Below are 23032 nucleotides of genomic sequence, written 5' to 3'. Positions count from 1 at the left end.
ATGGACACCACCGTGCAGTCATTGCTGGTGCTGGAACGCGCACCTTCGTTGGCGGCGATCGGCGCGTTGCTGCGCAGCACCGGCGCGCCGCTGGGCTATGACCGCACGTTGATGTTCGCCACCGGCACCGATCTGGAACGCGGCGCGCAGCGCCTGTACTGGATCGATGGCGACTGGTTCGGTGAGACCGCCAGCACTGACATGGCGCACTACCTGCATGCATGCCCGGTCAATCGCCATGTGCTGGACAGCGATGCGCCCTTCTTCTGGAGCAAGCAGCAAGGCGTGCGCGGCGAGCGCTACCGGGTCGTGCGGCAACCGCGGGGCGAAGGACTGCACGGCCTGCAGGTGCCGGTGTTCGGTGCAACCGGCCTGGAAGGGGCGGTCAGCTGGGGCGGGCGCACGATCGACGCATCTCCATCGGCACGGTTGCTGCTGGAGCTGATCGGCACCGCCGCCTTCCGTGCGGCGCATCGGCTCTCTGTCGCCCCGGCGGTTGTGCCTGCCGGCACACTCAGCGCGCGCGAGCGTGAGGTCCTGCGCTGGGTTGCGGCCGGTCGTCGCCAGGCCGATATTGCTGCCACCCTGGGGCTGTCCACACGCACGGTGGAAAACCACCTGCGCAGGGCACGCCAGCGGCTGGGCGTGGCGACCACGGCGCAGGCAGTGCGCGCGGCCAGCCGGCGCGGTGAGATCGGCGACTGAACGAGGCGCGACACTTCCGGCTGCTGCGGTCGCATGCTAAACAGGCCAGGCGCATGTGCGCGATTGCAGAAGCAAGGATGATGCTGATGAAACTGCAACTGGCCTCGATGGCCGCATTGATGTTGGCAGTGGGCAGTATGGTACCGGCAAGCAGCCACGCGGCCGGGTCTCCCGGATCGACGACCGATTGCGTGCCCGTAAGACTGGGGCCAAACCTCGTGCATCAGCGCTGCACAGTTACCCGCACTCTGGCAGATGGCACCGTTTTCACGTCGGTGTACTGGATCGACCAGAACGGCCAGTGGTACCTCCCGGCAGACTGATCTGCACAGCACCTCGACTACAAGGAGAGTGATCAATGATGCTGCACAAGAAACTGTTCGCGTGTTCATTCGGTGCCGTGCTGGCGCTTGCCGGGCTGGTGCCCTCAGCGCCGGCAACTGCCGCCGAAGAGGTCGGCCTGCAGGAAGAGTGCGTACCCTTCCGTGCCGGCTTCGGCATCCACCAGCGTTGCACGCTGTACGTGGTCTATGACGATGGCACCCGCGTGGCCAGCGACCACTACAACCGCGACGAGAACGGGATGATGTACGACCCCTGATCGCCCAGCGGCATCCGCCGGGCGGTCGCACGCCGTCCGCCCGGCCCTTGCAGCCGCCCGTCCCGGCATACCGCTGCCCTTGCCTTCCATGGCATCCTCCATGAAACCGCTTTCATGGAATGGAGGGATTCCACGATGTTGTCACGCTTCCGCACGTCCGCGCTCTGCGCACTCCTGGCGTTTGCACTGCCTGCCGTCACCTGGGCAGCCTCGCCCGCGCCGCTGAAGGTGATGTCCTTCAACGTGCGTACGCCGGCCGATACCGACCCTGGCAAGCGCTGGCAAGACCGCCGCGATGCCATGGTCAAGGTGATCCAGCAGGCGCACCCGGCGGTGATCGGTACCCAGGAACTGGTGCTGGAGCAGGCCAACTACCTGGCCGAGCACCTGCCCGACTATCGCTGGTTCGGCGAAGGCCGGCGCGGTGGCAGTGGCGACGAACACATGGGCGTGTTCTACGACAGCAAGGTGCTGGCGGTGGAAGAATCCGGCAACTTCTGGCTGTCCGATACGCCCGGGGTCGCTGGCAGCATCAGCTGGGGCAACCTGTTCCCGCGCATGGTCACCTGGGCAGTGTTCCGTCGTCTGGATGATGGCCGTCGCTTCTACTTCATGAACACCCACCTGCCCTACCGCGACGAGGACGAACCGCGACGGATCAAGGGTGCCGAACTGATCGCCACGCGCGTGGCCGCGCTGCCTTCCGATCTGCCGGTGGTGCTGACCGGTGATTTCAACAGCGAGCCCGGCGGCGGCACCTATCAGGCCTTCACCCGGGTGCTGCAGGACACGCGCCCCCAGGTCAAAACACCGAAGGGTCCGCGCCTGACCTTCCACGACTTCACCGGCACGGCGACTTCGCAGCTGGACTGGGTGCTGGTACGTGGCTTGCACGCCCGCAGCTTCCTGACCGATGACCGCCGCATCGACGGCGTGCTGCCCTCCGACCACTTCCCGCTGGTGGTTGAGCTGGACTGGCCGAAGCCCTGAGCACTGCAGCGGCCCTCGCTACGGCGGGGGTCGCTTGCCCAGCAGCCGGTACAGCGCCTGGTGCTGGTCGCGCGCCTGGCAGATGCGTGCGCCGATGGCCAGGAACACCGCAATGCCGACAAGGCCAATACCCAGCAGTGAGTCGGGCAGGCGCAGGAAGCCGATCACCGCAGCCATTGCCGCCAGTACCAGCAGCATCACCACGGCGACCGACAGGCCGGCCCCCGGCAGGCCGGGATCGCCCAGCAGCGTCCGTTGGGTCGATTGCTTCTGTTCGCTCATGTCCCGTCCTCCCTTGGTTTCCCCACTAGTTACACGGTGGGCCGCAGTTCCGGCAGAGTCAGAAACGTCATGACCGCGACAACGCGCGCGGCGGCGCACGCGCTACCCTGCCGGCACCCTCATTGAGCGGAGACGGCACATGACCCATCGCAGCCGACTGGCCGGTTTCATCATCGATTGCCAAGACACGCCTGCCGCAGACAGCGCCCGCTTCTGGGCCGCAGCGCTGGGCCTGCAGGCTGAGCCCGCCCGTGCCGAAGGCGACGCAGAGTACGCCGACCTGACAGGTGCGCCGGCAGGCTTGAACGTAGAGGTGCAGCGGGTCGATCACCCGTCGCGGGTGCATCTGGATATCGAAAGCGACGACATCGACGCCGAAGTCGAACGGCTGGAAAAACTCGGTGCGCGCCGGGTCGGTTTCGTCAAACGCTGGTGGGTGATGGAAGCGCCCACCGGTCATCGTTTCTGCATCGTGCGCATGCGCGATCACGATGCCCCGGCCAACCTCTGGCCATAGCGAAAAAAGGGGACGGAAGCAGATGCTCCCGTCCCCTGCCGATCAGCGCGCCTGGGCCACGCTCGGCGCCTGCGGTGACTGGCCCCAGCCACCGAGTGCCTTGTACACGCCCACCACGCTGACGTTGACCTCCGATTCGGCGGCCGCCAGTGCATCGTCGGCCACCAGTTGCGTGCGCTGCGCGTCAAGCAGGGTCAGGAAGTCTTCCGAGCCCTCGCGGTAGCGGATCTGCGCCAGCGATTCGGCACGTCGCGCCGCCTGCGCCTGCTCGACCACAATGGCCAGCCGGGCCTGCTGCTTGGAATAGCGGGTCAACGCGTTTTCGGTGTCTTCCAGCGCCAGCAGCACCGCCTGTTCGTACTGCGCGGCTACGCCCTCGGCCTCGGCCTTGCTGGCACGCAGGCGTGCCTTGACCGTACCGAAGTCGAATGCCGCCCAGCTCAGCGACGGAGTCAGCGACCAGGCCTTGTTGTTGCCGTTGACCAGGCCACTGGCATCGCCACCGAGGAAGCCGACGAAACCAGACAACGACAGCCGTGGGAACAGATCGGCGGTGGCAACACCGACACGCGCGGTGGCGGCAGCCAGGCGACGTTCGGCGACCCGCACGTCGGCACGCTGACGCAGCAGTTCGCGGGTATCGCCCAGCGGCAATGCCTTGGCAAACGCCGGCACTTCGTGCGGCGCAAGCATGGCGGTCAGCACTTCCGGGCGCTGCCCAAGCAGCACGGCGAGCCGGTTGCGCGACTGCGTCTCGGCCACTTCCAGCAGCGGGATGTCGGCCTCGATGGCCTTCAACCGTGCGCGGCTGCTCTGCACGTCCAGCTCGCTGCCGGCACCCAGCTCCCAGCGTGCCTCGGTCAGCCGCTGCGTATCGCGCAGGTTGACCAGGGTGCGCTGGGCCACTGCGATGCGCTTCTGGGTGCCACGCAACTCGAAGTAGTTGCGTGCCACTTCGGCAGCGATGAGCACCTGCGCGTCGGCGAGGTTGGCCTGCTCGGCGTCCAGGTCGGCACGCGCGGCCTCTGCAGCACGGCGCTTGCGGCCGAACAGATCCAGCTCCCAGCCCGCATCGAAGCCGAGCTGGTAGCTTTCACTGAACACCCGCTGCCCACCCAGCTGCGGATCGGGTTGCTTGCGGCGATCGTAGCTGCCGCCAGCGGTAACGTGTGGCGCCTGGTCGAAGCGGCTCTCGACGAACACTGCACGGGCCTGGCTGACACGGGCAACAGCCACGCGCAGGTCCAGGTTGTCCGACAGCGCGCCGTGCACCAGCTCTTCAAGCACCGGATCATCGAACTGCGCCCACCAGCTGGCCACCGGCGAGGTGGTGCTGAACACCGGCTGCTGCGCGCCCTGCAGGACGACGGGCTCCTGCACCGGTGCTTTGTAGTTGGGGCCGACGCTGACACAGCCCGCCAGCACCAGGCTGGAGACGGCCATCGCCAGGGTGCGGATCACCATGGCAGCACCTCGCCCAGGTAAGTGAAGCTGCCGCTGGCACCGGACTCGCCGATCAACGACATCTGCACGCTGGAGCGTGCGCCCTCGGCGATTTCGATCTCGCCGTTGCCACCGTTCATATCGGTTTTCACGTAGCCGGGGTGCACGGTGTTGACCTTGATCGGCGTGCTGCGCAGCTCATGGGCCAGGGCCAGCGTCCAACTGTTCACTGCGGCCTTGGACGCGTTGTACGCCGGGATCTTGAAGTCGTAGATGCCCGAGGTCGGATCGGCATGCAGCGTCTGCGAGCCGAGCATGCTGGAGACGTTGACGATGCGGCCGGACTTGGCCTGCTTGATCAGCGGCAGGAAGGCCTGGGTCACTGCCACCAGCGCGTACACGTTGGTGTCGAAGGTGCGACGCCAGGTGTCCAGCGATTGTTCCGACGGCAGCTGTGCCGGGTTCTCGATCATGATGCCGGCGTTGTTGACCAGGATGTCCAGACGGCCATGGCGCTGACGCACCTGCTCGACCGCCTCGGCGATGCTGGCGTCATCGTTGACGTCCAGCTGCAGTGCCTCCACCGGCAGGCCCTCGGCCTGCAGCTTCAGCGCCAGTTCGACGGCGGTCTCGCGCTTGCGCCCGGCCAGCAGCGTATGCACGCCGGCCTGCGCCAGCTGACGCACGGTTTCCAGGCCGATGCCGCGGGTTGCGCCGGTGACCAGCGCGATCTTGTTCTGATGGGTGTTCATGGATTCATTGCCTTGGTAGGGGGAAGCGGGCGCCGGTGGTTGCCGGCGCCGCTGTTTTCCATGTCAGTGGTGGATGGTCGGCTCGCCGTGCTGCACCAGCTGGCCACCACCGTTGCGGGTGACGAACTTGCGCAGTGCCACGTAGAACACCGGGGTCAGGAACAGGCCGAACAGGGTCACGCCCAGCATGCCGGCGAACACGGTGATACCGGTCACCGAGCGCACTTCGGCGCCAGCACCATGCGACAGCACCAGCGGCACGGTGCCGGCGATGAAGGCGATGGAGGTCATCACGATCGGGCGCAGACGCAGGCGGCAGGCTTCCAGTGCCGCTTCGACGATGCCCTTGCCGCCCATCTCCAGCTCTCTGGCGAACTCGACGATCAGGATCGCGTTCTTGCACGCCAGGCCCATCAGCACCACCAGGCCGACCTGCACGAACACGTTGTTGTCGCCGCCGGTCATCCACACACCGAACAGCGCGGACAGCAGGGTCATCGGCACGATCAGGATCACCGCCAGCGGCAGCGACCAGCTTTCGTACAGCGCGGCCAGCACCAGGAACGCCAGCATGATCGCCACCGGGAACACGATGAAGGCCGCCTTGCCCTGGGTCGCCTGCTGGTAGCTCAGGTCGGTCCATTCGGTCGCCATGCCGACCGGCAGCACCTTGGCGGCGATGGCGGTGAGGTTGTTCATCGCTTCGGCCGAGGACAGCACACGCGGGTCGGCTTCACCGGCCAGGTCAGCGGCCGGGTAGCCGTTGAAGCGCAGCACCGGGTCCGGACCGTAGGTTTCCTTGACGGTAACCATCGAGCCGATCGGCACCATCTCGCCACGATCGTTGCGGGTGCGCAGCTTGCCGATGTCCTCGACGCTGTCACGGAACTGGCCATCGGCCTGTGCGATCACCTGCCAGGTACGCCCGAACTGGTTGAAGTCGTTGACGTAGGCCGAACCCAGGTAGGTCTGCAGCGTGTCGAACAACTCGGTCAGCTGTACGCCCTGGGCCTTGGCCTTGACACGGTCCACCTCGGCATCCAGCTGCGGCACGTTGGCCTGGTAGCTGGTGATCGGGAAGGCCATGCCCGGGGTCTGTGCAACCGCACCCTGCATCGACTGCACCGCGTTCTGCAACGCGCCATAGCCGAGGTTGCCACGGTCCTGGATGAACATCTGGTAGCCGTTGCCGTTACCGAGGCCAAGGATCGGCGGCGGCATCATGGCGAAGGCAAACCCTTCCTGCAGGCCGGCGATCTTCTGGTTGATCTCCGCATTGATCTGCGCGGCGGTGCGGCCATGGCGCTCGCTGAACGGCTTGAGCGGAATGAACGCGACACCGGTGTTGGGCGTGTTGGTGAACTGCAGGGCATTCAGGCCCGGGAACGAGATGGTGTGCGCCACACCGTCGGTTTCCTGGGCGATCTTGGCGACCTTGCGCAGCATTTCATCGGTACGCGCGATCGACGACCCTTCCGGCAGCTTCACACCCGCGATCAGGTACAGCTTGTCCTGGGTCGGAATGAAGCCCGGCGGCACCAGCTTGAAGATGAAGCCGGTACCCACCAGCAGCACCGCGTACACCACGAACACCGCACCACGACGGCCGAGGATCTTCGACACGCCGCGCTCGTACTTTTCCGAGCTGGACTTGAAGAAGCGGTTGAACGGACGGAACACCCAGCCGAACAGACGGTCGATGATGCGGGTCGGCGCATCCTTCGGCGCGCCATGCGGCTTCAGCAGGCGGGCAGCCAGGGCCGGCGACAGGGTCAGCGAGTTGATCGCCGAGATCACCGTGGAAATGGCGATGGTGACCGCGAACTGCTTGTAGAACTGACCGGTGACGCCCGACAGGAACGCCATCGGCACGAACACTGCACACAGCACCAGCGCGATGGCGATGATCGGCCCGGACACTTCGCGCATCGCCTGATGCGCAGCGGCCAGCGGGGTCAGGCCTTCTTCGATGTTGCGTTCAACGTTTTCCACCACCACGATCGCGTCATCGACCACGATGCCGATGGCCAGCACCAGGCCGAACAGGCTCAGCGTGTTGATCGAGAAGCCCAGCAGGTACAGCGCGCCGAACGTACCGACGATCGACACCGGCACTGCGATGAGCGGGATGATCGAGGCACGCCAGGTCTGCAGGAACAGGATCACCACCAGCACCACCAGCGCGATGGCTTCCAGCAGGGTCGAGACCACCGCCTTGATCGAGTCGCGCACGAAGATGGTGGTGTCATACACCGCTTCGTACTTCACGTCGGCCGGCATGGTCTTCTGCATCTCGTCCATGCTGGCCATCACCGCATCGCGGATCTCCAGCGCGTTGGCGCCGGGGGCCTGGAAGATACCGATACCCACCGCGTTCTTGCCGTCCAGCTGCGAGCGCAGGGTGTAGTCGCCGGCACCCAGTTCAACCCGGGCCACGTCCGACAACCGCACCACTTCACCGTCTACGCCGCTCTTGAGCACGATGTCGCCGAACTCCTGCTCGCTGCGCAGGCGGCCCTGGGCGTTGATCAGGGTCAGGAACTGGCTGTTGGGCATCGGCTCGGCGCCGAGCTGGCCGGCCGAGACCTGCACGTTCTGCTCGCGCATGGCGCGCACCACGTCGCTGGCGGTCAGGCCGCGCGAGGCAACCTTGTCCGGGTCCAGCCAGGCGCGCATGGCGTAGTCACCACCACCGAAGATCTGCGCGTCGCCCACGCCCTGGATACGTGCCAGCGCGTCCTTGACGTGCAGGCGGGCGTAGTTGCGCAGGTACAGGGTGTCGTACTTGCCGTTGGGGGAGGTCAGGTGCACCACCATCAGGAAGGTGGGCGACTGCTTCTGGGTGGTCACGCCTTGCCGGCGTACGTCCTCGGGCAGTCGCGCCTGGGCCTGGGCGACACGGTTCTGCACCTTCACCGCCGCTTCGTCCGGGTCGGTGCCCGGGCGGAAGGTGATGGTCATTTGCAGCACGCCGTCAGAGCCGGCCACCGACTTGAGGTAGATCATGCCCTCAACGCCGTTGATGGCCTCCTCCAGCGGGGTGGCCACGGTTTCGGCGATCACCTTGGGGTTGGCGCCGGGATACACGGTACGCACCACGACCGACGGCGGCACCACTTCGGGGTACTCGCCGATGGGCAGCATCGGAATCGAGATCAGGCCGGCGGCGAAGATCACGATCGACAGCACCGCCGCGAAGATCGGCCTGTCGATGAAGAAACGGGAAAAGTCCATGGAAGAATTCCTGGAAAAGGCCGTCGGCGGGCAACAGCCGCCCTGCCCCTCGCCAATCTGGCGAAGGCAGTGACGGCTGCCGCTGGCACCGGCAGCTAAGCGGGGACGCGGATCAGTGGTTCAGTGCGGCAGTTGCATCGCGACCCGGCGCCAGCGCAGCGGTGGGCTGCATCGCCACCGCCTTCGCCTGCACCGGCATACCGGGCATGAAGACCTTCTGCACGCCATCGATGATCACCTTGTCACCGGCGGCCAGACCCTTCTCGACAATGCGCAGGCCTTCGGCGGTGCGGCCAAGCTGGATGTCGCGACGCTGGGCCTTGCCATCCTTGTCGACCACGTAGACGTACTTGCGGTCCTGGTCGGTCAGCACGGCCTTGTCGTCGATCAGCATCGCCTGGAACTGGCCGCTGCCGAGCAGCTGCACGCGGGCGAACAGGCCCGGGGTGAACTGGCGATCGGCGTTGTCCAGCAGCGCGCGGACGCGGATGGTGCCGGTGCTGCGGGTCACCTGGTTGTCGAGGAAGTCGACCTTGCCCGTGTGCGGGTAGCCTTCTTCACCGGACAGGCCGACCTTCACCGGCAGCTCACTGTCGCGCTCGCTCGGGCGCTCGCCCTTGCGTGCCATCTGCGCGTACCGCAGGAAGGTGCTTTCGTCGGCATCGAAATAGACGAACACCGTATCCAGCGAGACCAGCGTGGTCAGCACGCTGGCACTGTCACCGGCGGTGACCAGGTTGCCGGCGGTGACCATCGCGCGACCGGCACGGCCGTCGATCGGCGCACGCACCTTGGTGAACTCAAGGTTGAGGCGGGCTGCATCCAGCGCGGCCTGCGCAGCCTGCACTGCCGCACCGGACTGGTCGGCGGCTGCGCGACGCTGTTCAGCCGTCTCGGTGGAGATCGCCTGCTGCTCGGCCAGGCGCTTGGCACGCTCGGACTCACTGCGGGCAAGCAACGCCTGGGTGCGGGCACGGGCCAGTTCGGCGTTGGCGCGATCGTACTCGGCCTGGTAGCTGCGGGCATCGATGGTGAACAGGACGGCGCCCTTCTTCACTTCTTCGCCTTCAACGTAGTTGACCTTGTCGATGTAGCCGGACACGCGCGGGCGCAGCTCGACGCTCTGCACGGCCTCGACACGACCGCTGAATTCGTCCCACTGGCTGACCTGCTTGAGCAGCACGGGGGCAGCTGAGACCTGCGGCGGGGGCGGTGCGCCAGCTTCTTCGGCATGGCCACCGCTGCAGGCAGCCAGAACGGCGGCAGCGAGGATCGACACGCCAGCCATCGCCAGGCGATGACGGAAACGATGTGGAGTGGTGTTGGGGGAAGTCATGGCATGCATCCGTACGGAGGGGTGGTACAGCTATTTGAGAATTGCTATCAACTTTTGGCGGCGTATCCTGCGACCTCAACCAAGGCTGAGGTCAAGCAACGCCTGCGGTGTCGCGCCACAGCGGCGGTATTTCCAGGTGCAGCAGCCCGCGCGGCAGTTCGGCATCACTGCTGTCGCAACGGACGATCGCGCGGTTGTCGCGGCAACCATCGAGCAGGGACACCACGCGGCGACCGACCAGCAGCGAACTGGGCCATTCGATGCAGGCGTTGGCGGCGTTGGCCGGGGTGCATACCGGGCTGCACACTTCCAGCATCTGCGCGCGAACGCCCACGGCCTGCGCTTCCTGGTGCACCACCTGCGCGTACATGCGCAGCGCGGCCGTGGTGATCGAGGTCTCGCCATAACCGGCCCAGGGCTTCAGCCCGGCCGGACTGCCGATCATCACGTAGCGACGGGCGTGCACGTTGTCCTGCAGCAGCGGCAACAGATGCCGCACCGCGTGCACATGCGGCATCAGGTCAGCCTGCAATGCCGCCGCCAGTGCGTCACCGCCGCGCTCGACCACACGACCGCGGTTGTACGGACCACCCATTGCCGCGATCACTGCCGCAAGCGGACGCGGACGCTGCGCCACGCGTTCGGCCACCACACGCGCAGAGCTGTCATCGCTCAGCGAACCCAGCATCGTCTGCAGGCCCGGCTCATCGGCGAACTGCTCGTGCAATGCAGCCAGGCGGCGCGGATCGCGGCCGACCACCAGCACGGGGCTGCCGGCCTCCAGCAGGGCGCCGACCACACCCTGGCCGACGGCACCGGTGCCGCCGAGAACCAGGACTTCGGGGGTCAGAATCCCATTCACGGGACATTTCCTCCCAAATCCGGGATAGTCCCGATTCGACGCAGTCGGTCACCCTTCTGCGAAGCAAGGCGCAAGGCACCGCCACGCTGCTGACGCATGGGTGCGGTAAACTCACGAAAGTCATTGTGTACCAAGGAACTAGGGCGGGATTCGACGGTCATCGCCAGGTCCAGGGCGTTCTGGCCGGCGATCCGGAAGCGGGCAAGAATGTTGCGCAGGCTCATGGCGGACGGGCTCCAATTAGCGAATGGCGCCACGATAGACCTCAAACCCCTACTTGATTAGTCCTGATTAAGGGGAATAATCATCCCGCCCCCGGTCCAATCGTTCTGTCACGATTGCCCCATCCCCGACGTCCAGGATTCCTGACCATGTCCCACGATCTCAACGAGACGCTGATCTTCGTCAAAGTGGTCGAGCAAGGCAGCTTCATCGCGGCTGCCAAATCGCTCGGCCTGCCCAAGACCACGGTCAGCCGCAAGGTGCAGGAACTGGAAACGCGCCTCGGTGCGCGCCTGCTGCACCGGACCACGCGCCGCCTCGGCCTCACCGAGGCCGGCTCGATCTATCACGAGCATTGCCAGCGCATCGCGCGCGAGCTTGAAGAAGCCGAAAGCGCGGTCAGCCAGCTGCAGTCCGGCCCACGCGGCTGGTTGCGCTTCACCGTGCCCTATTCGATCGGCATCACCTGGATCGCGCCGCTGCTGGGCCAGTTCCATGCGCAGTACCCGGAGATCCGCCTGGACATGCACATGGGCAACGAGAAGCTGGACCTGATCGCCGGCGAGGCCGATCTCGCCCTGCGCGTGGGTGCCCTGCCCGATTCCAACCTGGTGGCGCGCAAGCTTGGCAGCCTGCGCACGCAGGTGTTCGCCAGCCCGGCCTACATCGAGCGCTACGGCGAGCCGCTGCATCCGGAAGAACTGCAGTTCCACCGCATCCTGGCCATGCGCAAGCCGTACCACACCGGCAATTCGCCACGCTTTACCTGGCAGCTGGGCGAGAACGGTGGCGAGCTGCGCGACTTCCCGGTGACGCCGCTGATGACGGCCAACGACATGTCGGCGCTGAATGGTGCGCTGGTGTGCGGCGAAGGTCTGCTGCTGACCGGCGACGTGATGGCCAAGCCGTTCGTCGAGTCGGGCATGGTGCGCCGCGTGCTGGCCGGCTGGACCGGGCCGGAAGTGGATTTCAATGCGGTGTTCGCCGGTGGCCGCCTGGTCTCGCCGAAGGTACGCGCGTTCGTCGACTTCCTGGTGGAGAAGCTCAACTTCGACGCCAACTACATGCTGGCGCAGTGCCCCGGCGCGAAGCTGGCGCGGCAGCAGCAGGAACAGGAAGAAGCAGCACTGGCGAGCAGCGGCAAGCGGATCCTGGAGAAGGTGGCTGCGTCGGCGGCGTAGTCCACAACAATGCCGCCTCCAATCTCCTGGTAGTCGCCGACCTTGGTCGGCACGGCTCTCCACATGCGCTATCGGCGTGCCGGGCAAGACCGGCACCCACAAAAATGCCGCCTTCAAGGGCGGCATTTTCGTTCCGGCCGATGGCCTGACCGGCTCAAGCAACAACGCCAGGCATTATTGTTTGAGGGGAATCACTCGGATCTCGACGCGGCGGTTCTTGGCACGGCCGGCATCGGTGCTGTTGTCGGCAATCGGATAGGACTTGCCGGCGCCCAGGGTCTCGATGCGCACGCTCTGCACGCCCTGACCGATCAGGTACTGCGCCACCGAATCAGCACGCTCCTTGGACAGGCGGTTGTTGACCGCGTCGCTGCCGATGCTGTCGGTGTGGCCGACCACTTCGATCATGGTCTGGTTGTAGTCGCGCAGGGTGCCGGCAACGCCATTGAGCGAGCCGTAGAACTGCGGCTTCAGTGCCGACTTGCCGAAGTCGAAGGTGATGCCGTCCGGCAGGTTCAGCGTGATGTTGTCGCCCTGACGCTGCACATCGATGCCGGTGTTGGCGGTGCGCTCGCGCAGCGCGCGCTCCTGGCGATCCTGGTACTGACCCACGGCGGCGCCGCTGAGTGCACCGATACCCGCGCCGATCAGCGCGTGCTGGCGACGCTCGGTGGCGCTGTCGCCGGTCAGCAGGCCCGCGGCCACGCCGATGGCGGTACCGATCAGGGCATTGCGGCCGGTGCGGTTCTGCTGCTCGGTCGGGTTGCCGTACGGATCACTCTGCACGTAGGAGCCGCCGGTGGCGCAGGCCGACAGGACGGCCGCACTCATCAGGGCCAGTGCGACGTTGCGGGTGGTATTGCGGATCATGGTGTTCTCCTTGGTTTCCGGTCGGGCCGGCGGCTTGCGGGCGGCAACGAGGATAAACAGCCGGACGCGATGTCGGCATGATGATCGCACCGGCCGACAGGGACGTGTTCAGCTAGCTGTCTGGACCGCTCAGCCAGCGCTTTACCCCGCCGCCGACTGACGGTAGGCGGCCAGCGCCGCGTCACGGCCTGCCGCCAGGTCCACCAGCGGCGTACGCGGATACCCGGGCGCGCGTTCGGCCAACAGTTGCGGGTGCTGCCAGGGAGCGAAGCGCGCCTTCACCGGCAGCGCCGCCAGCTCCGGCACCCAACGACTGATGTAACTCGCTTGTGGATCGAACTTCTCGGCCTGGGTAACGGGATTGAATACCCGGAAATAGGGAGCCGCGTCGGCACCGGTACCGGCCACCCACTGCCACCCCATCGTATTGTTGGCCAGGTCCGCATCCACCAGCGTGTCCCAGAACCAGTGGGCGCCGTGCAGCCAATGCGCACGCAGGTGCTTGCACAGGTAGCTGGCGACGATCATCCGCACCCGGTTGTGCATGTAACCGGTATGCCAGAGTTCACGCAGGCCAGCATCGACGATGGGCACGCCGGTGTTGCCGCGCTGCCAGTCCTGCAGCTGGGCAGCACTGGGGTTGGCCCACGGAAAGCGATCGAAGCGTGGATTGAGGTTGTCGGTTGGCGTTTTCGGGAAGTGGTGCAGCAGGTGGTAGGCGAAGTCACGCCAGCCGAGCTGGCGCAGGTAGCCGTCGATGTCGGCATCGGTCCCGGCGCTGCGCAGGCCTTCCAGCGCGTGGGCAATGCGCCACGGGGCAATTTCGCCGAAATGCAGGTGCGGCGACAGCCGCGAGGTACCTACCCGGTCCGGCAGATCGCGCTGCTCGCGATAGCCGCGCAGCGCACCCTCCTCGAACACGGACAGCGCCTCGAGCGCACCGGCCTCACCCGGCTGCCAGTGCTCCCAGAAGCCGGAGTCCCACTGCAACGACGGCGCCAGCTGCAGCGCGTCCAGCGCCAGGCCTTCAACCGTGTGTGCGGCCAACGTGCGCGGCGCCTCCTGCAGGGCCGGCAATCGCCAATGGCTGAGCACGTTGCGCCAGTACGGAGTGAATACCTTGTAGGGCTGCCCTTGCTGGGTGGCGATGTCCCAGGGCTCGAACAACAGGCTGCCGTTGCAGCTCTGGGCATCAATGCCCTGCTCGCGCAGCGTGCGTTTGATGGCGGCATCGCGCGGTTGCGTCGCCGGTTCGTACTTGCGGTTCCAGTACACCGCCTCGGCGCCGGTCTGATCAATCAGCGCCTGCAGGGTCGGCAGGCTGTCGCCGGTGCGCAGCACCAGCGAGGAGCCGCGTGCACGCAGGTCGCCATCCAGAGATGCCAGCGAGCGGTGGCGCCAGGCGTTCGACGCGGCACCCGGCGCCCAGTCGCCCTCTTCGTGCGGGGCGTGGATGTAGACCGGCACCACATCGTGGCCCGCGTCCAGCGCCGCCTGCAGCGCCGGATTGTCCTGCAACCGCAGGTCCCGACGGAACCATACCAACGCTACCGACACGTGCACTGCCTCTCTGTTGCTGGGCAGCCATGATAGCCAGTGGCGGTGAAGGCGATGCGTGCGACCGGCTCTGCTAGGCTGCGTGCTCTCCTGCTTCCGCCCTGCCCTCGTCATGGATGATCTTCGCGCCACGTTTGCCCGCTTCGGCACCCTGCAACAGCAATCCGCCGACGCGTGGCAAGGGCCGTTCCCGTTGCCGGACGCGCTGGCCGGATTCTATGCACGCGTCGGCCCGTTCGGTGAGGTGTCCAATCCTGCCAAGGGCCCCAGCGGCATCACCGTACCGGGGCTGGAGGTGTGGCTGCCGCCGTTGCAGCGCCTGTGGGCGTATCAGGCGGGCTACCGCTGGAATGGCATTGATGGCGAGCCGATCAGCGACTGGCCGGCGCACTGGCTGGTGATCGCCGACCGTGGCGCCGATCCCCTCATCCTCGACATCAACGATGGCCGCGTGTTGTTCGCCCGTCATGGCGCGGGGCATTGGGACGCCGACGAGTTCGTCGCCGACGTACCGACCTTGATGGCCGCGCTGGCGGCAGCGGGCAGCGTTTACCTCGAGGCCGATGAGGATCTGTACAGCGATGACGATGATGGCGGGATCCGTCCCGAACACCGCGAAGCGGCGCTGCGCGCTGTCGCTGCAGTGCTGGGCGGCATGGATGAAGCAGAACTGTTCCTGGACGCGATGCAGTAGATCCACGCCATGCGTGGATGGTGCACGGGAAGGTTCAATCCACGCATGGCGTGGATCTACTTCATGCCTTCCCTGATCACCCGCCCGTTTCTCTTTTCAGCGGCGCCTGCTTCAGCAGTGCGGTCAGGAACGGGTGCAGCACCGAGTCTGCTGCGGTCACCGCGCTGCCCATCAGCAGCAGGGCAACGGCAATGGCGGCTACCGGAACCATGCGCGGGCGCGTGCTCATCGGTCTGTCCTCACTCCCAGCAGCGATCGGTGCGACCCTTGGCGGTCTGGGCGCGCGCGCAATCACGCGGAGCAATCCGCCCCTCCTGCAATTCCACCCGTTGCTTGCTGCCACTATCATCGCGCTTCAACTCGAAGGCGTCGTACAGGCGTCCGGTGACTGTGCGCGCTTCGTAGCGCAGATGCTGCGGGTCGATGCGCAACACCTGGAACAGCTGGGTGTCCTCGCCCACAGGTTCCATCGTCCTGCGTGCTTCGTCCGACAGCCGGTACTGCTTCGGCCCGGCTACGGTCACCACGTACTGTGGCGTTGCCGCCTGCCCTTCACCGCGACGGCCGTAGGTGTGGTCATGCCCCTGCAGCACCAGATCCACCTTGTGGCGTCGCACCACCGGCAGCAGCACGTCGCGCAGGGCGGCGTTCTCGCGGCCCTCGCGCGGTGAATAGAACGGCTGGTGCAGCAGCACGATCGTCCACGGCTGCCGGTTGCCGGCCAGCACCTTGTCCAGCCACTGCGCCTGCGCCTTGGCGGTGCCGAGATCCAGCGCCGAAGTGCCATCGACCACGGCCACGCGCACACCCTGCGCATCGAACCAGTAGCTGGTACCCGCCGCTGCATTGGCACCGTTGCCCGGCAGGGCGAAGGTCACCGGCCAATGACGGCCCAGCACGCGGCGCTCCTGCGGGGTATCCTCGAATTCCTCGAAATACTCGTGGTTGCCGATCGCCGGCGCCACCAGCGTCTCCTGCGCCAGCCAGCTGGTGGCGGCGAACCACTCGCCCCATTCGCTGTCGTCCATGTTGTCGCCACCACTGACCAGGTCACCGGCAAAAAGGCTGATCCGCGCATCCGGTGCAGCCTTCTGTGCAGCCCGCACCACGCGGCTGACATGGCTCACGTTCTTGTTCTGGGTATCGCCGAAATACAGCAGGGTCAGCGGCTGGTCGGCAGCGGCCAGCGTGCGCAGCTGGTTCCACGCGCTCCAGCTGCCATTGCCCTGTACGCGATAGACGTACAGGGTGTCCGGCTGCAGGCCATCGATGTCGGCACGATGATGATGCGACAGGCCGTTCTCGGTCTGCAGCACCTGGGTCCTCGCACGCACCTGGCGGATGCCCTCAATGGCCGGCGAATCGTCGGCCAGTGCGATTTCCAGCAGCGGCGACTGCACGCTGCCGTCGGTGCGCCAGGCCACCGCGAAACCGTGGCTGGGGTCGACCGACGGAGAGGCGACGATGCGGTCCGGCACCGATGCGGCTGCGTAGTAACGGCTGCCCGACGGCACCTGGGTGTTGGGCTCGGCCGCCGCCATCGCCAGCGATGGCAATGCCAACAGCAGGCCGACCGCAAGCAAGCGCATCAAACGCGCGCTCACGAACCGCACTCCAGCGGCAGGGCCAGCTGCTTGGCAATGCTCTCCCAGTCGAAGGCCACCACGCCCTGGTCATCGTGCACCGCGTACAGGGCGCCGTGCGGGAACCGCGGTGTCGGCTGCTGCATCATCCAGATGCCATCGGTGTTGGCCACGGCATTGCCCTGGAACGCGCCCACCGGCTTCAGCGTATGGCGGTCGAACAGATGGAACACGCTGCGCTGCTTGCCCTGCTCGGTGGTGATCCACCAGCCGTCCTTGCCACAGGTGCGCAGCATCACGCCTTCGGCCTGCGCCTTGAACACGTCGCGGCCGAAGGTGGTGCCGGTGAAGCGGCCCGCAAGGGTATAGACCTTGAATTCGCTGGCGTAGCTTTCGTCCTCTTCGGCGATCAGCAGGCGATCATTGGCCGGATCACCCCAGATCGATTCGACCACGCGCAGCGCGCCGGCTTCGCTGGTATCTCCGATGCTGGCGGTGAGCGTTGCATTGATCTTCGAGCCTTCGCGGGTCACGTGGTACTGGCGCACGCGCTTGTCCAGCTCCGCCAGCGGCGGCAGGATGTCCTTGCCCTGTCCGTCCTCGCCGTTGTCCCAGGAGTCGGTGACGTAGACGCTGTAGCCATCGGCGCGGCGGTCCACCCACAGGCCGTAGGGCTTGCGCAGGTCGTCGGCACCGAAGGTGGCCAACGGCGTGAAGTCCGGCAGCGAAAGCACCTGCACACGGTGGTTGTCGCGCTCGACGATCCACAGCAGGTCATCGATCACCGCGATGCCATTGGGGCGATCGAACTGGCCCAGGCCGGTGCCGGTGCTGCCGACATCACGCAGGTGCTGCCCATTGCTGCCGTCGTAGACCACCAGCTTGTCGGTGGCCTTGGCCGTGGCGATCAGCCAGGTCTTGCCATCCGGTGCCTGCCAGGAAGCCGGTGAATCGATGTTGTCGGCCGGGGTCATCGGGGTCAGGAACGCCTCGGCGATGGTCGCCACCTTGCGCTCGACCGGTGCCACAGCGCCCGTCGCTGCAGCCACGGCCGGCGCCTTGTCCGCTGCCGGTGTGCAGCCGGCGGCAAGAACGGCGGCCAGCGAGGCGGCCATCAGGGTCATGCCGCGCACCATCACAGTGCCACCTTCAGGCCAACGGCGTAGGTGCGACCATACTCTTCCAGCTGCAGGGTGCGCGAGCGCGTGCCCTGGTACAGCTCCAACGGCTTGTCCAGCAGGTTCTGCGCTTCAAAGTACACGCTCACGTTCGCGTTGAACTTGTAGTCCAGCGAGAAGTCGAGCTGGGTGTTGGGTGCCACGTAGATATCGAATGCACGGCCCTTGCCGATGGTGTCCAGGTACTCGCTGCGGTACACCGCCGCAAGGCGCGTGCTGAGGCCGTACTTTTCATAGCCGATGTGTGCGCTGTACACGTGCTTGGAGGCGCGCGGCAAGGTGAAGTCCTCTCCGGCGCGATCCTCGATGCCCGCGTCGAATTCGGTGTCCAGCCAGGTGCCGCTGGCGCCCACCAGCAGGCCGTCCAGGCCGGCGGGCAGGAAGGCCAGCTGCTGCTGCCAGTTCAGCTCCGCACCACGCACCGTCGCCTTGCGGCCGTTGATCGGCTGGGTCACGTCGAAACCGCCGTACGCCGGATCGTTGGTGCGTACCGTCTCGACGATGTAACCGTCGATGGACTTGTGGAACAGACCGAGCGAGACGATGCCGGTGCTGCCGAGGTACTTCTCCACCGACAGATCGATGTTCTTCGACTCGTACGGGTCCAGCTCCGGGTTACCCAGGCGCACTTCCTCGTCACCACGGCTGTAGCCGACGCGCGGCGAGATATCGCCGAAGGACGGGCGCGAAACAGTCTTGTTGGCCGAGGCACGCAGCACCCAGTCATCGGCCGCGTCGTAGCGCAGGTGCAGGCCCGGCAGCACGTTGGTGTAGCTGCTGTTGGCAACGCGCGGGGTCACGGTGTAGCTGCGGCCGTTGGCAGCCACATCGACCTGGTTGCCCTCGGCCTTGAAGCGGGTGTTCTCCACGCGCACGCCGCCGATGATGCGCAGCGCACCGACATCCCAGGTGCCCATGGCGTAGCTGGCGAAGATGTCTTCGCTGGCGGTGTAGTCCTCTTCCAGCGAGGTCATCGCATTGGCACCGACGTCCTGAGGACGGGCACTGAACTGGCCGCCGTTGGCCGCCCAGTACGCGCGCATGGCATCCGAATCCATGCCATCGCCCAGCGTGCCATGACGGTAGTCGGGCGAGCCGGTGGTCCAGCTCGACAGCGCGACCTTCGGGCCGACACGCAGTTCGCTTTCGTCGACGTTGACGTCGCGGTCGCGCCAGCGCCCCAGCAGGCCGAACTTGATGCTGCTGTTGTCGCCGTCGAAGCGCACGTTGACCTGTGCGCTGTGTTCCTTGTCGTTCACCTGCTTGGGCGAGATCACGAAGCGATCGAACGCGTAGTTGCCGTTGTCCAGCCACTGCGGGTTGTCGAAGCTGTAGCTGGGCAGGCGGCTGCTCTGGTCCAGCGTGCCGTTGAACGCCTTGCCGTTGAGCTTGAAGCGCGCCTCCATCTCATCGTTCACCCGCTCTTCGGTCCGGGTGAAGCCGAGCTTGTAATCGACCACGGCGTTGGTCAACTTGTTCTCGCCGCCCACGCTGGCCGCGAAGGTGTTCTCTTCCTTGGTGCGGTAACGCATGCGCTTGTCGATGGAATCCTTCGGCATGCCGTCCAGGCGGTACTGGTCGGCACCGGTCTTGACCATCTTCGCGTCGTCGAAGTTGAAGATCACGCGCTGGCGGGTTTCGGCGTCGTCGAACTGGCTGTACAGCGCACGCAGGTAGTACTTGCTGTCCTCGTTCGGGCGCCAGTCCAGGTTGAGGTTGGCGCCGATGCGCTTGCGCTCGATCTCATACTTGCGGTGCTGCAGGTTGATCGCGGTGACGTCGCCCGGCGCGGCATCGTCTTCGCCGTCGTACTCCACTTCGGTGTTGTCCGATTCGAACTTGCGCTTCTGGTAGTTCACGCCCAGCGCCACGCCGAAGGTGTCGTTGAACACTTCGCTGTAGTTGAAAGCGGCCTTCGGGCTGGTTTCGCCGGACAGTTGCTGGTGGCTGGCTTCGATCTTGCCGCGCAGGCTGCGGCCGTCACGATCGAAGGCCGAGGCCGATTCAACCAGGATCGCGCCGCCGATGGCGTCGCCCGGCATGTCCGGGGTCGGCGACTTGACCACGCGCAGGCGCTCGGTCGAATCGGACGGAATCACATCCAGAGGCGCGGCACGGCTGGAATCTTCCGGGGTGCCGATGGCGATGCCGTCGACGCTGACGCTGTTGAGGTTGGCATCCAGGCCACGCACCACCACGAAACGGCCTTCGCCCTGGTCGCGGGTCACGCTGATGCCCGGCAGGCGCTGCAGCGACTCGGCCACGTTCTTGTCCGGGTACTGGCCCAGCGCGTCGGAGGACACGGCGTCTTCGATGGCGTCGCTGCTGCGCTTGAGGTCAACCGCGCGCACCTGCGATTCCAGCTGCGCACGTACTTCGATGCGGTCCAGATCGGTCGCCGCAGCGCCGCCGCCGGTCGCTGCAGCAGTTTCGGCTGCCAGTACCGACGGGCTGGCCGTCACCAGCAGCGAGAGGCTGATTGCCAGGCCCAACGTGTTCTTCTTCTGCACAGCTATCCCCAACGGTGTAAAGATTGGGTCAGCACGGTATGTCCGCGAGGTTTCATGGGCATGACACCGGTGGAGCCTGGCCTGCCGGCCCCGGCTCGGCACCATCGCGCATTCCGCTTAAAATGGGGCTCTCCCCTTCTGCCAGACCCTCCCATGAAGATCGTCGAAGTGCGCCACCCGCTGGTGCAGCACAAGATCGGCCTGATGCGCAACGCCGCGCTCAGCACCAAGGATTTCCGCGAACTGGCCAACGAACTTGGCACGCTGCTGGCCTACGAGGCCACCGCCGACCTGGAAACCGAGCCGCACACCCTGCCGGGCTGGTCCGGCCCGGTCACCGTGCAGCGCATCGCCGGCGCCAAGATCACCGTGGTGCCGATCCTGCGCGCCGGCTTGGGCATGCTCAGCGGCGTGCTGTCGCTGATCCCGGCCGCCCGCGTCAGCGTGGTCGGCCTGCAGCGCGATGAAGAAACCCTGCAGCCGGTGCCCTACTTCGAGCGCCTGACCGGCCGCCTGGAAGAGCGCGACGCGCTGATCCTCGACCCGATGCTGGCCACCGGCGGCACCCTGATCGCCACCATCGACATGCTCAAGCGCGCCGGTGCCCGCCGGATCAAGGGCATCTTCCTGGTTGCCGCGCCGGAGGGCATCGAAGCAGTGAAGGCCGTGCACCCGGACGTGGAGATCTACACCGCTGCGATCGACGCGCAGCTCAACGACAAGGGCTACATCCTGCCGGGCCTGGGTGATGCCGGCGACCGCATCTTCGGTACCCGCGTGGGCTGAGATCAACCCAGGTCGGAGCGCTTTCGAAAGGAAGTGCTCCACCTGCTCCAGGCACCTTCACGCCGGCTTTGCGGCGACGGGCGAATGCTCCGCGCACCCGCCCTGCCCTGGAGCCACCATGAAAGCATCATTCCTGCTCGCCGCCGCCCTGCTGCTCAGCCTCCCGCTTGCCGCCAACGCCGGCACCCCGCAGCAGCAGCGCATGGCCGACTGTTCGGCCAAGAACAAAGGGCTGAAAGGCGACGCCTACAAGTCCGCGCAGAGCACCTGCCTGAGCTCGCACGCAGCCGCGCCGGCAGCCCCCACCACGCCGCAGGAACGCATGAAGAAGTGCAACGCCGACGCCGCCACCAGGAAGCTCGCCGGCGACGCCCGCAAGACCTTCATGAGCAGCTGCCTCAAGGCATAGTAAAAAACAGCGAAGAAAGGCCCATCCACGCATGGCGTGGATCTACTGACCGTCGTTGAACGGGGTCAGAGCCCGATAGATCCAGCGGGTGTCCCATCCGTCACCTGGAACCTGTCGAAGGCGGGGCGGTGTCGGATGGCGGGGACGCCGCAAGTACGTCCTTGTAGGCTCAGCCGCGCCATCCATGGCGCGGATGCCCCGCAATCCGACACCGCCCCGCCACCCCACGGATAGCCCGCTGTTGCTGTTGCTGTTGCTGTTGCTGTTGCTGTTGCTGCTGCCGTTGATTCGGCAGGTGCAGGGCGCAGCCCTGCCGGCAAACCTCACCCCAACGCCCGCGCCTTCAGCTCGCCCTGCTCATGCAGCGTAACGAAACGCCCCTTCTCATCCCGCCCGACCTGCGCCAGCGCCACCTGCGGATCATGGGTAAAGAACAGATGCACGTTGCGCGCCAGCTTGTCTTCCAGGAACTGCCGCTTCTCGTCGATCAGCAGCTCGGCATTGCGGTCGTAGCCCATCGTGATCGGCACGTGCACCCACGAACGACCGGGAATCAGATCGGCGCAGAACACCACACCGCCGTGCGCCCCTGCGCCTGCGCGCCCCTGCCCTACGATCTCGGCCAGCATCAGCCCCGGCGTGTGGCCGTCGCTGTAGCTGAAACGCACGCTGTGGCCGAGCACTTTCGAATATTCACCGTCCACCACTTCCAGGCGCCCACTGGCCTGCAGCAGGCCCGGCAGTTCCGGAATGAAGCTGGCACGATCACGCGGGTGCGGCTGCAACGCGCGCTGCCAGTGCTGCGCACCGACCACGTACGTCGCATTGGGGAACAGCAGTTCCGGTTCACGGCCTTCGCGCCACGCCGCCAGCAGGCCACCGGCATGGTCGAAATGCAGATGGCTGAGCACCACCACGTCAATGTCTTCGTGCTCGAAACCGGCTTCGCGCAGTGAATCGATCAGCACATGCTGGCTTTCCTGCACGCCATAGCGCTCGCGCATGCGCGGATCGAAAAACGCACCGATGCCGGTTTCGAACAGCACCGTTTTGCCCTCAAGCGGGCTCGCCAACAACGCACGACAGGCCAGCTCGATGCGGTTGAGCTCGTCCGGTGCTGCCCATTTCTCCCACAACGCACGCGGTGCATTGCCGAACATCGCACCGCCATCCAGGCGCTGGGTATTACCGCGGATCGACCATAGTTTCATGGCGCAATTATCGGTCGCCGCTCGTTAAATAATCGCTAGCGGGGAAATGAAAAACCCCGCCGTTGCGGGCGGGGTTCTCAGGTCTGCGTCCGCTGGGCATGGCCCGGCG

The 23032-nt window shown here is 66.1% G+C and carries 23 protein-coding genes; 9 read left to right on the top strand and 14 right to left on the bottom strand.

Annotation, left to right across the window (positions count from 1 at the left end; genetic code table 11):
- From QP457_RS08875 to QP457_RS08860, 4 genes are all read left to right on the top strand, one after another.
- Positions 1–705, top strand: coding sequence for a PA1136 family autoinducer-binding transcriptional regulator (locus QP457_RS08875; RefSeq protein WP_205404674.1), 705 nt, complete (start codon positions 1–3; stop codon positions 703–705).
- An 86-nt stretch (positions 706–791) separates the two neighbouring features.
- The gene (locus QP457_RS08870; protein ID WP_099820216.1) at positions 792–1028 is read left to right on the top strand and encodes a hypothetical protein; all 237 of its coding nucleotides are present in this window, start codon (positions 792–794) and stop codon (positions 1026–1028) included.
- Between the two features lie 38 nt (positions 1029–1066).
- Positions 1067–1306, top strand: coding sequence for a hypothetical protein (locus QP457_RS08865; RefSeq protein ID WP_240196786.1), 240 nt, complete (start codon positions 1067–1069; stop codon positions 1304–1306).
- A 135-nt stretch (positions 1307–1441) separates the two neighbouring features.
- Positions 1442–2296 carry an endonuclease/exonuclease/phosphatase family protein gene (locus QP457_RS08860; RefSeq protein ID WP_205404675.1) on the top strand — a complete coding sequence of 285 codons (855 nt, stop codon included), beginning with the start codon at positions 1442–1444 and terminating at the stop codon, positions 2294–2296.
- A gap of 18 nt (positions 2297–2314) precedes the next feature.
- Here QP457_RS08860 and QP457_RS08855 read toward each other — a convergent pair whose 3' ends face one another.
- Positions 2315–2578 (bottom strand): hypothetical protein, encoded by a 264-nt coding sequence (locus tag QP457_RS08855; RefSeq protein ID WP_180167533.1) that lies wholly within the window; start codon positions 2576–2578, stop codon positions 2315–2317.
- 139 nt (positions 2579–2717) lie between these two features.
- Between QP457_RS08855 and QP457_RS08850 the strand changes: the two genes are divergently transcribed.
- The gene (locus QP457_RS08850; RefSeq protein WP_180167534.1) at positions 2718–3095 is read left to right on the top strand and encodes a VOC family protein; all 378 of its coding nucleotides are present in this window, start codon (positions 2718–2720) and stop codon (positions 3093–3095) included.
- A gap of 42 nt (positions 3096–3137) precedes the next feature.
- On the opposite strand, the gene QP457_RS08845 is transcribed toward QP457_RS08850, so the two are convergent.
- The 6 genes from QP457_RS08845 to QP457_RS08820 form a co-directional block, all read right to left on the bottom strand.
- Positions 3138–4559 carry an efflux transporter outer membrane subunit gene (locus QP457_RS08845; protein WP_025878845.1) on the bottom strand — a complete coding sequence of 474 codons (1422 nt, stop codon included), beginning with the start codon at positions 4557–4559 and terminating at the stop codon, positions 3138–3140.
- On the bottom strand, positions 4553–5290 hold the full coding sequence (locus QP457_RS08840) for an SDR family oxidoreductase (RefSeq protein ID WP_205404676.1): 738 nt from the start codon (positions 5288–5290) through the stop codon (positions 4553–4555). The genes QP457_RS08845 and QP457_RS08840 overlap by 7 nt, the downstream gene beginning before the upstream one ends.
- A 63-nt stretch (positions 5291–5353) precedes the next feature.
- Positions 5354–8524 carry a multidrug efflux RND transporter permease subunit gene (locus QP457_RS08835; RefSeq protein WP_100464918.1) on the bottom strand — a complete coding sequence of 1057 codons (3171 nt, stop codon included), beginning with the start codon at positions 8522–8524 and terminating at the stop codon, positions 5354–5356.
- 112 nt (positions 8525–8636) lie between these two features.
- Positions 8637–9860, bottom strand: coding sequence for an efflux RND transporter periplasmic adaptor subunit (locus tag QP457_RS08830; RefSeq protein WP_205404677.1), 1224 nt, complete (start codon positions 9858–9860; stop codon positions 8637–8639).
- A gap of 91 nt (positions 9861–9951) precedes the next feature.
- Positions 9952–10722 carry an SDR family NAD(P)-dependent oxidoreductase gene (locus QP457_RS08825; RefSeq protein ID WP_100552200.1) on the bottom strand — a complete coding sequence of 257 codons (771 nt, stop codon included), beginning with the start codon at positions 10720–10722 and terminating at the stop codon, positions 9952–9954.
- A complete protein-coding gene (locus QP457_RS08820; protein WP_205404678.1) occupies positions 10719–10946 on the bottom strand; it encodes a hypothetical protein in 228 nt (75 codons plus the stop codon). Before QP457_RS08820 ends, QP457_RS08825 begins: the two co-directional genes overlap by 4 nt.
- Positions 10947–11093: 147 nt before the next feature.
- On the opposite strand from QP457_RS08820, the gene QP457_RS08815 reads away from it, so the two are divergent.
- On the top strand, positions 11094–12125 hold the full coding sequence (locus QP457_RS08815; protein WP_025878839.1) for a LysR family transcriptional regulator: 1032 nt from the start codon (positions 11094–11096) through the stop codon (positions 12123–12125).
- Between the two features lie 174 nt (positions 12126–12299).
- Here QP457_RS08815 and QP457_RS08810 read toward each other — a convergent pair whose 3' ends face one another.
- Positions 12300–12995: an OmpA family protein gene (locus QP457_RS08810; RefSeq protein WP_100464910.1), complete on the bottom strand. Its 696-nt coding sequence runs from the start codon at positions 12993–12995 to the stop codon at positions 12300–12302.
- Positions 12996–13136: 141 nt separating this feature from the next.
- The gene (locus QP457_RS08805; protein ID WP_205404679.1) at positions 13137–14552 is read right to left on the bottom strand and encodes a deoxyribodipyrimidine photo-lyase; all 1416 of its coding nucleotides are present in this window, start codon (positions 14550–14552) and stop codon (positions 13137–13139) included.
- 112 nt (positions 14553–14664) lie between these two features.
- On the opposite strand from QP457_RS08805, the gene QP457_RS08800 reads away from it, so the two are divergent.
- Complete coding sequence (locus QP457_RS08800; protein WP_205404680.1) at positions 14665–15246, top strand: hypothetical protein; 582 nt, start codon at positions 14665–14667, stop codon at positions 15244–15246.
- 76 nt (positions 15247–15322) lie between these two features.
- Here QP457_RS08800 and QP457_RS08795 read toward each other — a convergent pair whose 3' ends face one another.
- Genes QP457_RS08795 through QP457_RS08780 form a run of 4 tightly spaced genes read right to left on the bottom strand, consistent with a single transcriptional unit; the run spans position 15323 to position 20517 of the window.
- Positions 15323–15475 (bottom strand): hypothetical protein, encoded by a 153-nt coding sequence (locus tag QP457_RS08795; protein ID WP_205404681.1) that lies wholly within the window; start codon positions 15473–15475, stop codon positions 15323–15325.
- 10 nt (positions 15476–15485) lie between these two features.
- On the bottom strand, positions 15486–16835 hold the full coding sequence (locus QP457_RS08790; protein ID WP_205404800.1) for a metallophosphoesterase family protein: 1350 nt from the start codon (positions 16833–16835) through the stop codon (positions 15486–15488).
- Between the two features lie 11 nt (positions 16836–16846).
- The gene (locus QP457_RS08785) at positions 16847–17965 is read right to left on the bottom strand and encodes a phytase (protein ID WP_205404682.1); all 1119 of its coding nucleotides are present in this window, start codon (positions 17963–17965) and stop codon (positions 16847–16849) included.
- Positions 17965–20517, bottom strand: coding sequence for a TonB-dependent receptor (locus QP457_RS08780; RefSeq protein ID WP_205404683.1), 2553 nt, complete (start codon positions 20515–20517; stop codon positions 17965–17967). The genes QP457_RS08785 and QP457_RS08780 overlap by 1 nt, the downstream gene beginning before the upstream one ends.
- A 153-nt stretch (positions 20518–20670) precedes the next feature.
- Here QP457_RS08780 and upp point away from each other — a divergent pair, with 153 nt between their 5' ends.
- Entirely contained in the window at positions 20671–21303 is a 633-nt protein-coding gene (gene upp / locus QP457_RS08775; protein WP_025878832.1) for a uracil phosphoribosyltransferase, read from the top strand.
- A gap of 118 nt (positions 21304–21421) precedes the next feature.
- Positions 21422–21712: a PsiF family protein gene (locus QP457_RS08770; RefSeq protein ID WP_205404684.1), complete on the top strand. Its 291-nt coding sequence runs from the start codon at positions 21422–21424 to the stop codon at positions 21710–21712.
- A gap of 323 nt (positions 21713–22035) precedes the next feature.
- On the opposite strand, the gene QP457_RS08765 is transcribed toward QP457_RS08770, so the two are convergent.
- Positions 22036–22923 carry an MBL fold metallo-hydrolase gene (locus QP457_RS08765; protein WP_089240389.1) on the bottom strand — a complete coding sequence of 296 codons (888 nt, stop codon included), beginning with the start codon at positions 22921–22923 and terminating at the stop codon, positions 22036–22038.
- Positions 22924–23032: the final 109 nt, after the last annotated feature.

Source organism: Stenotrophomonas sp. As-7, assembly GCF_030291015.1.
Classification (GTDB): domain Bacteria; phylum Pseudomonadota; class Gammaproteobacteria; order Xanthomonadales; family Xanthomonadaceae; genus Stenotrophomonas; species Stenotrophomonas lactitubi.
Note: the sequence above shows the minus strand (reverse complement) of the source record. Positions and strands in the feature narration are given on the sequence as shown.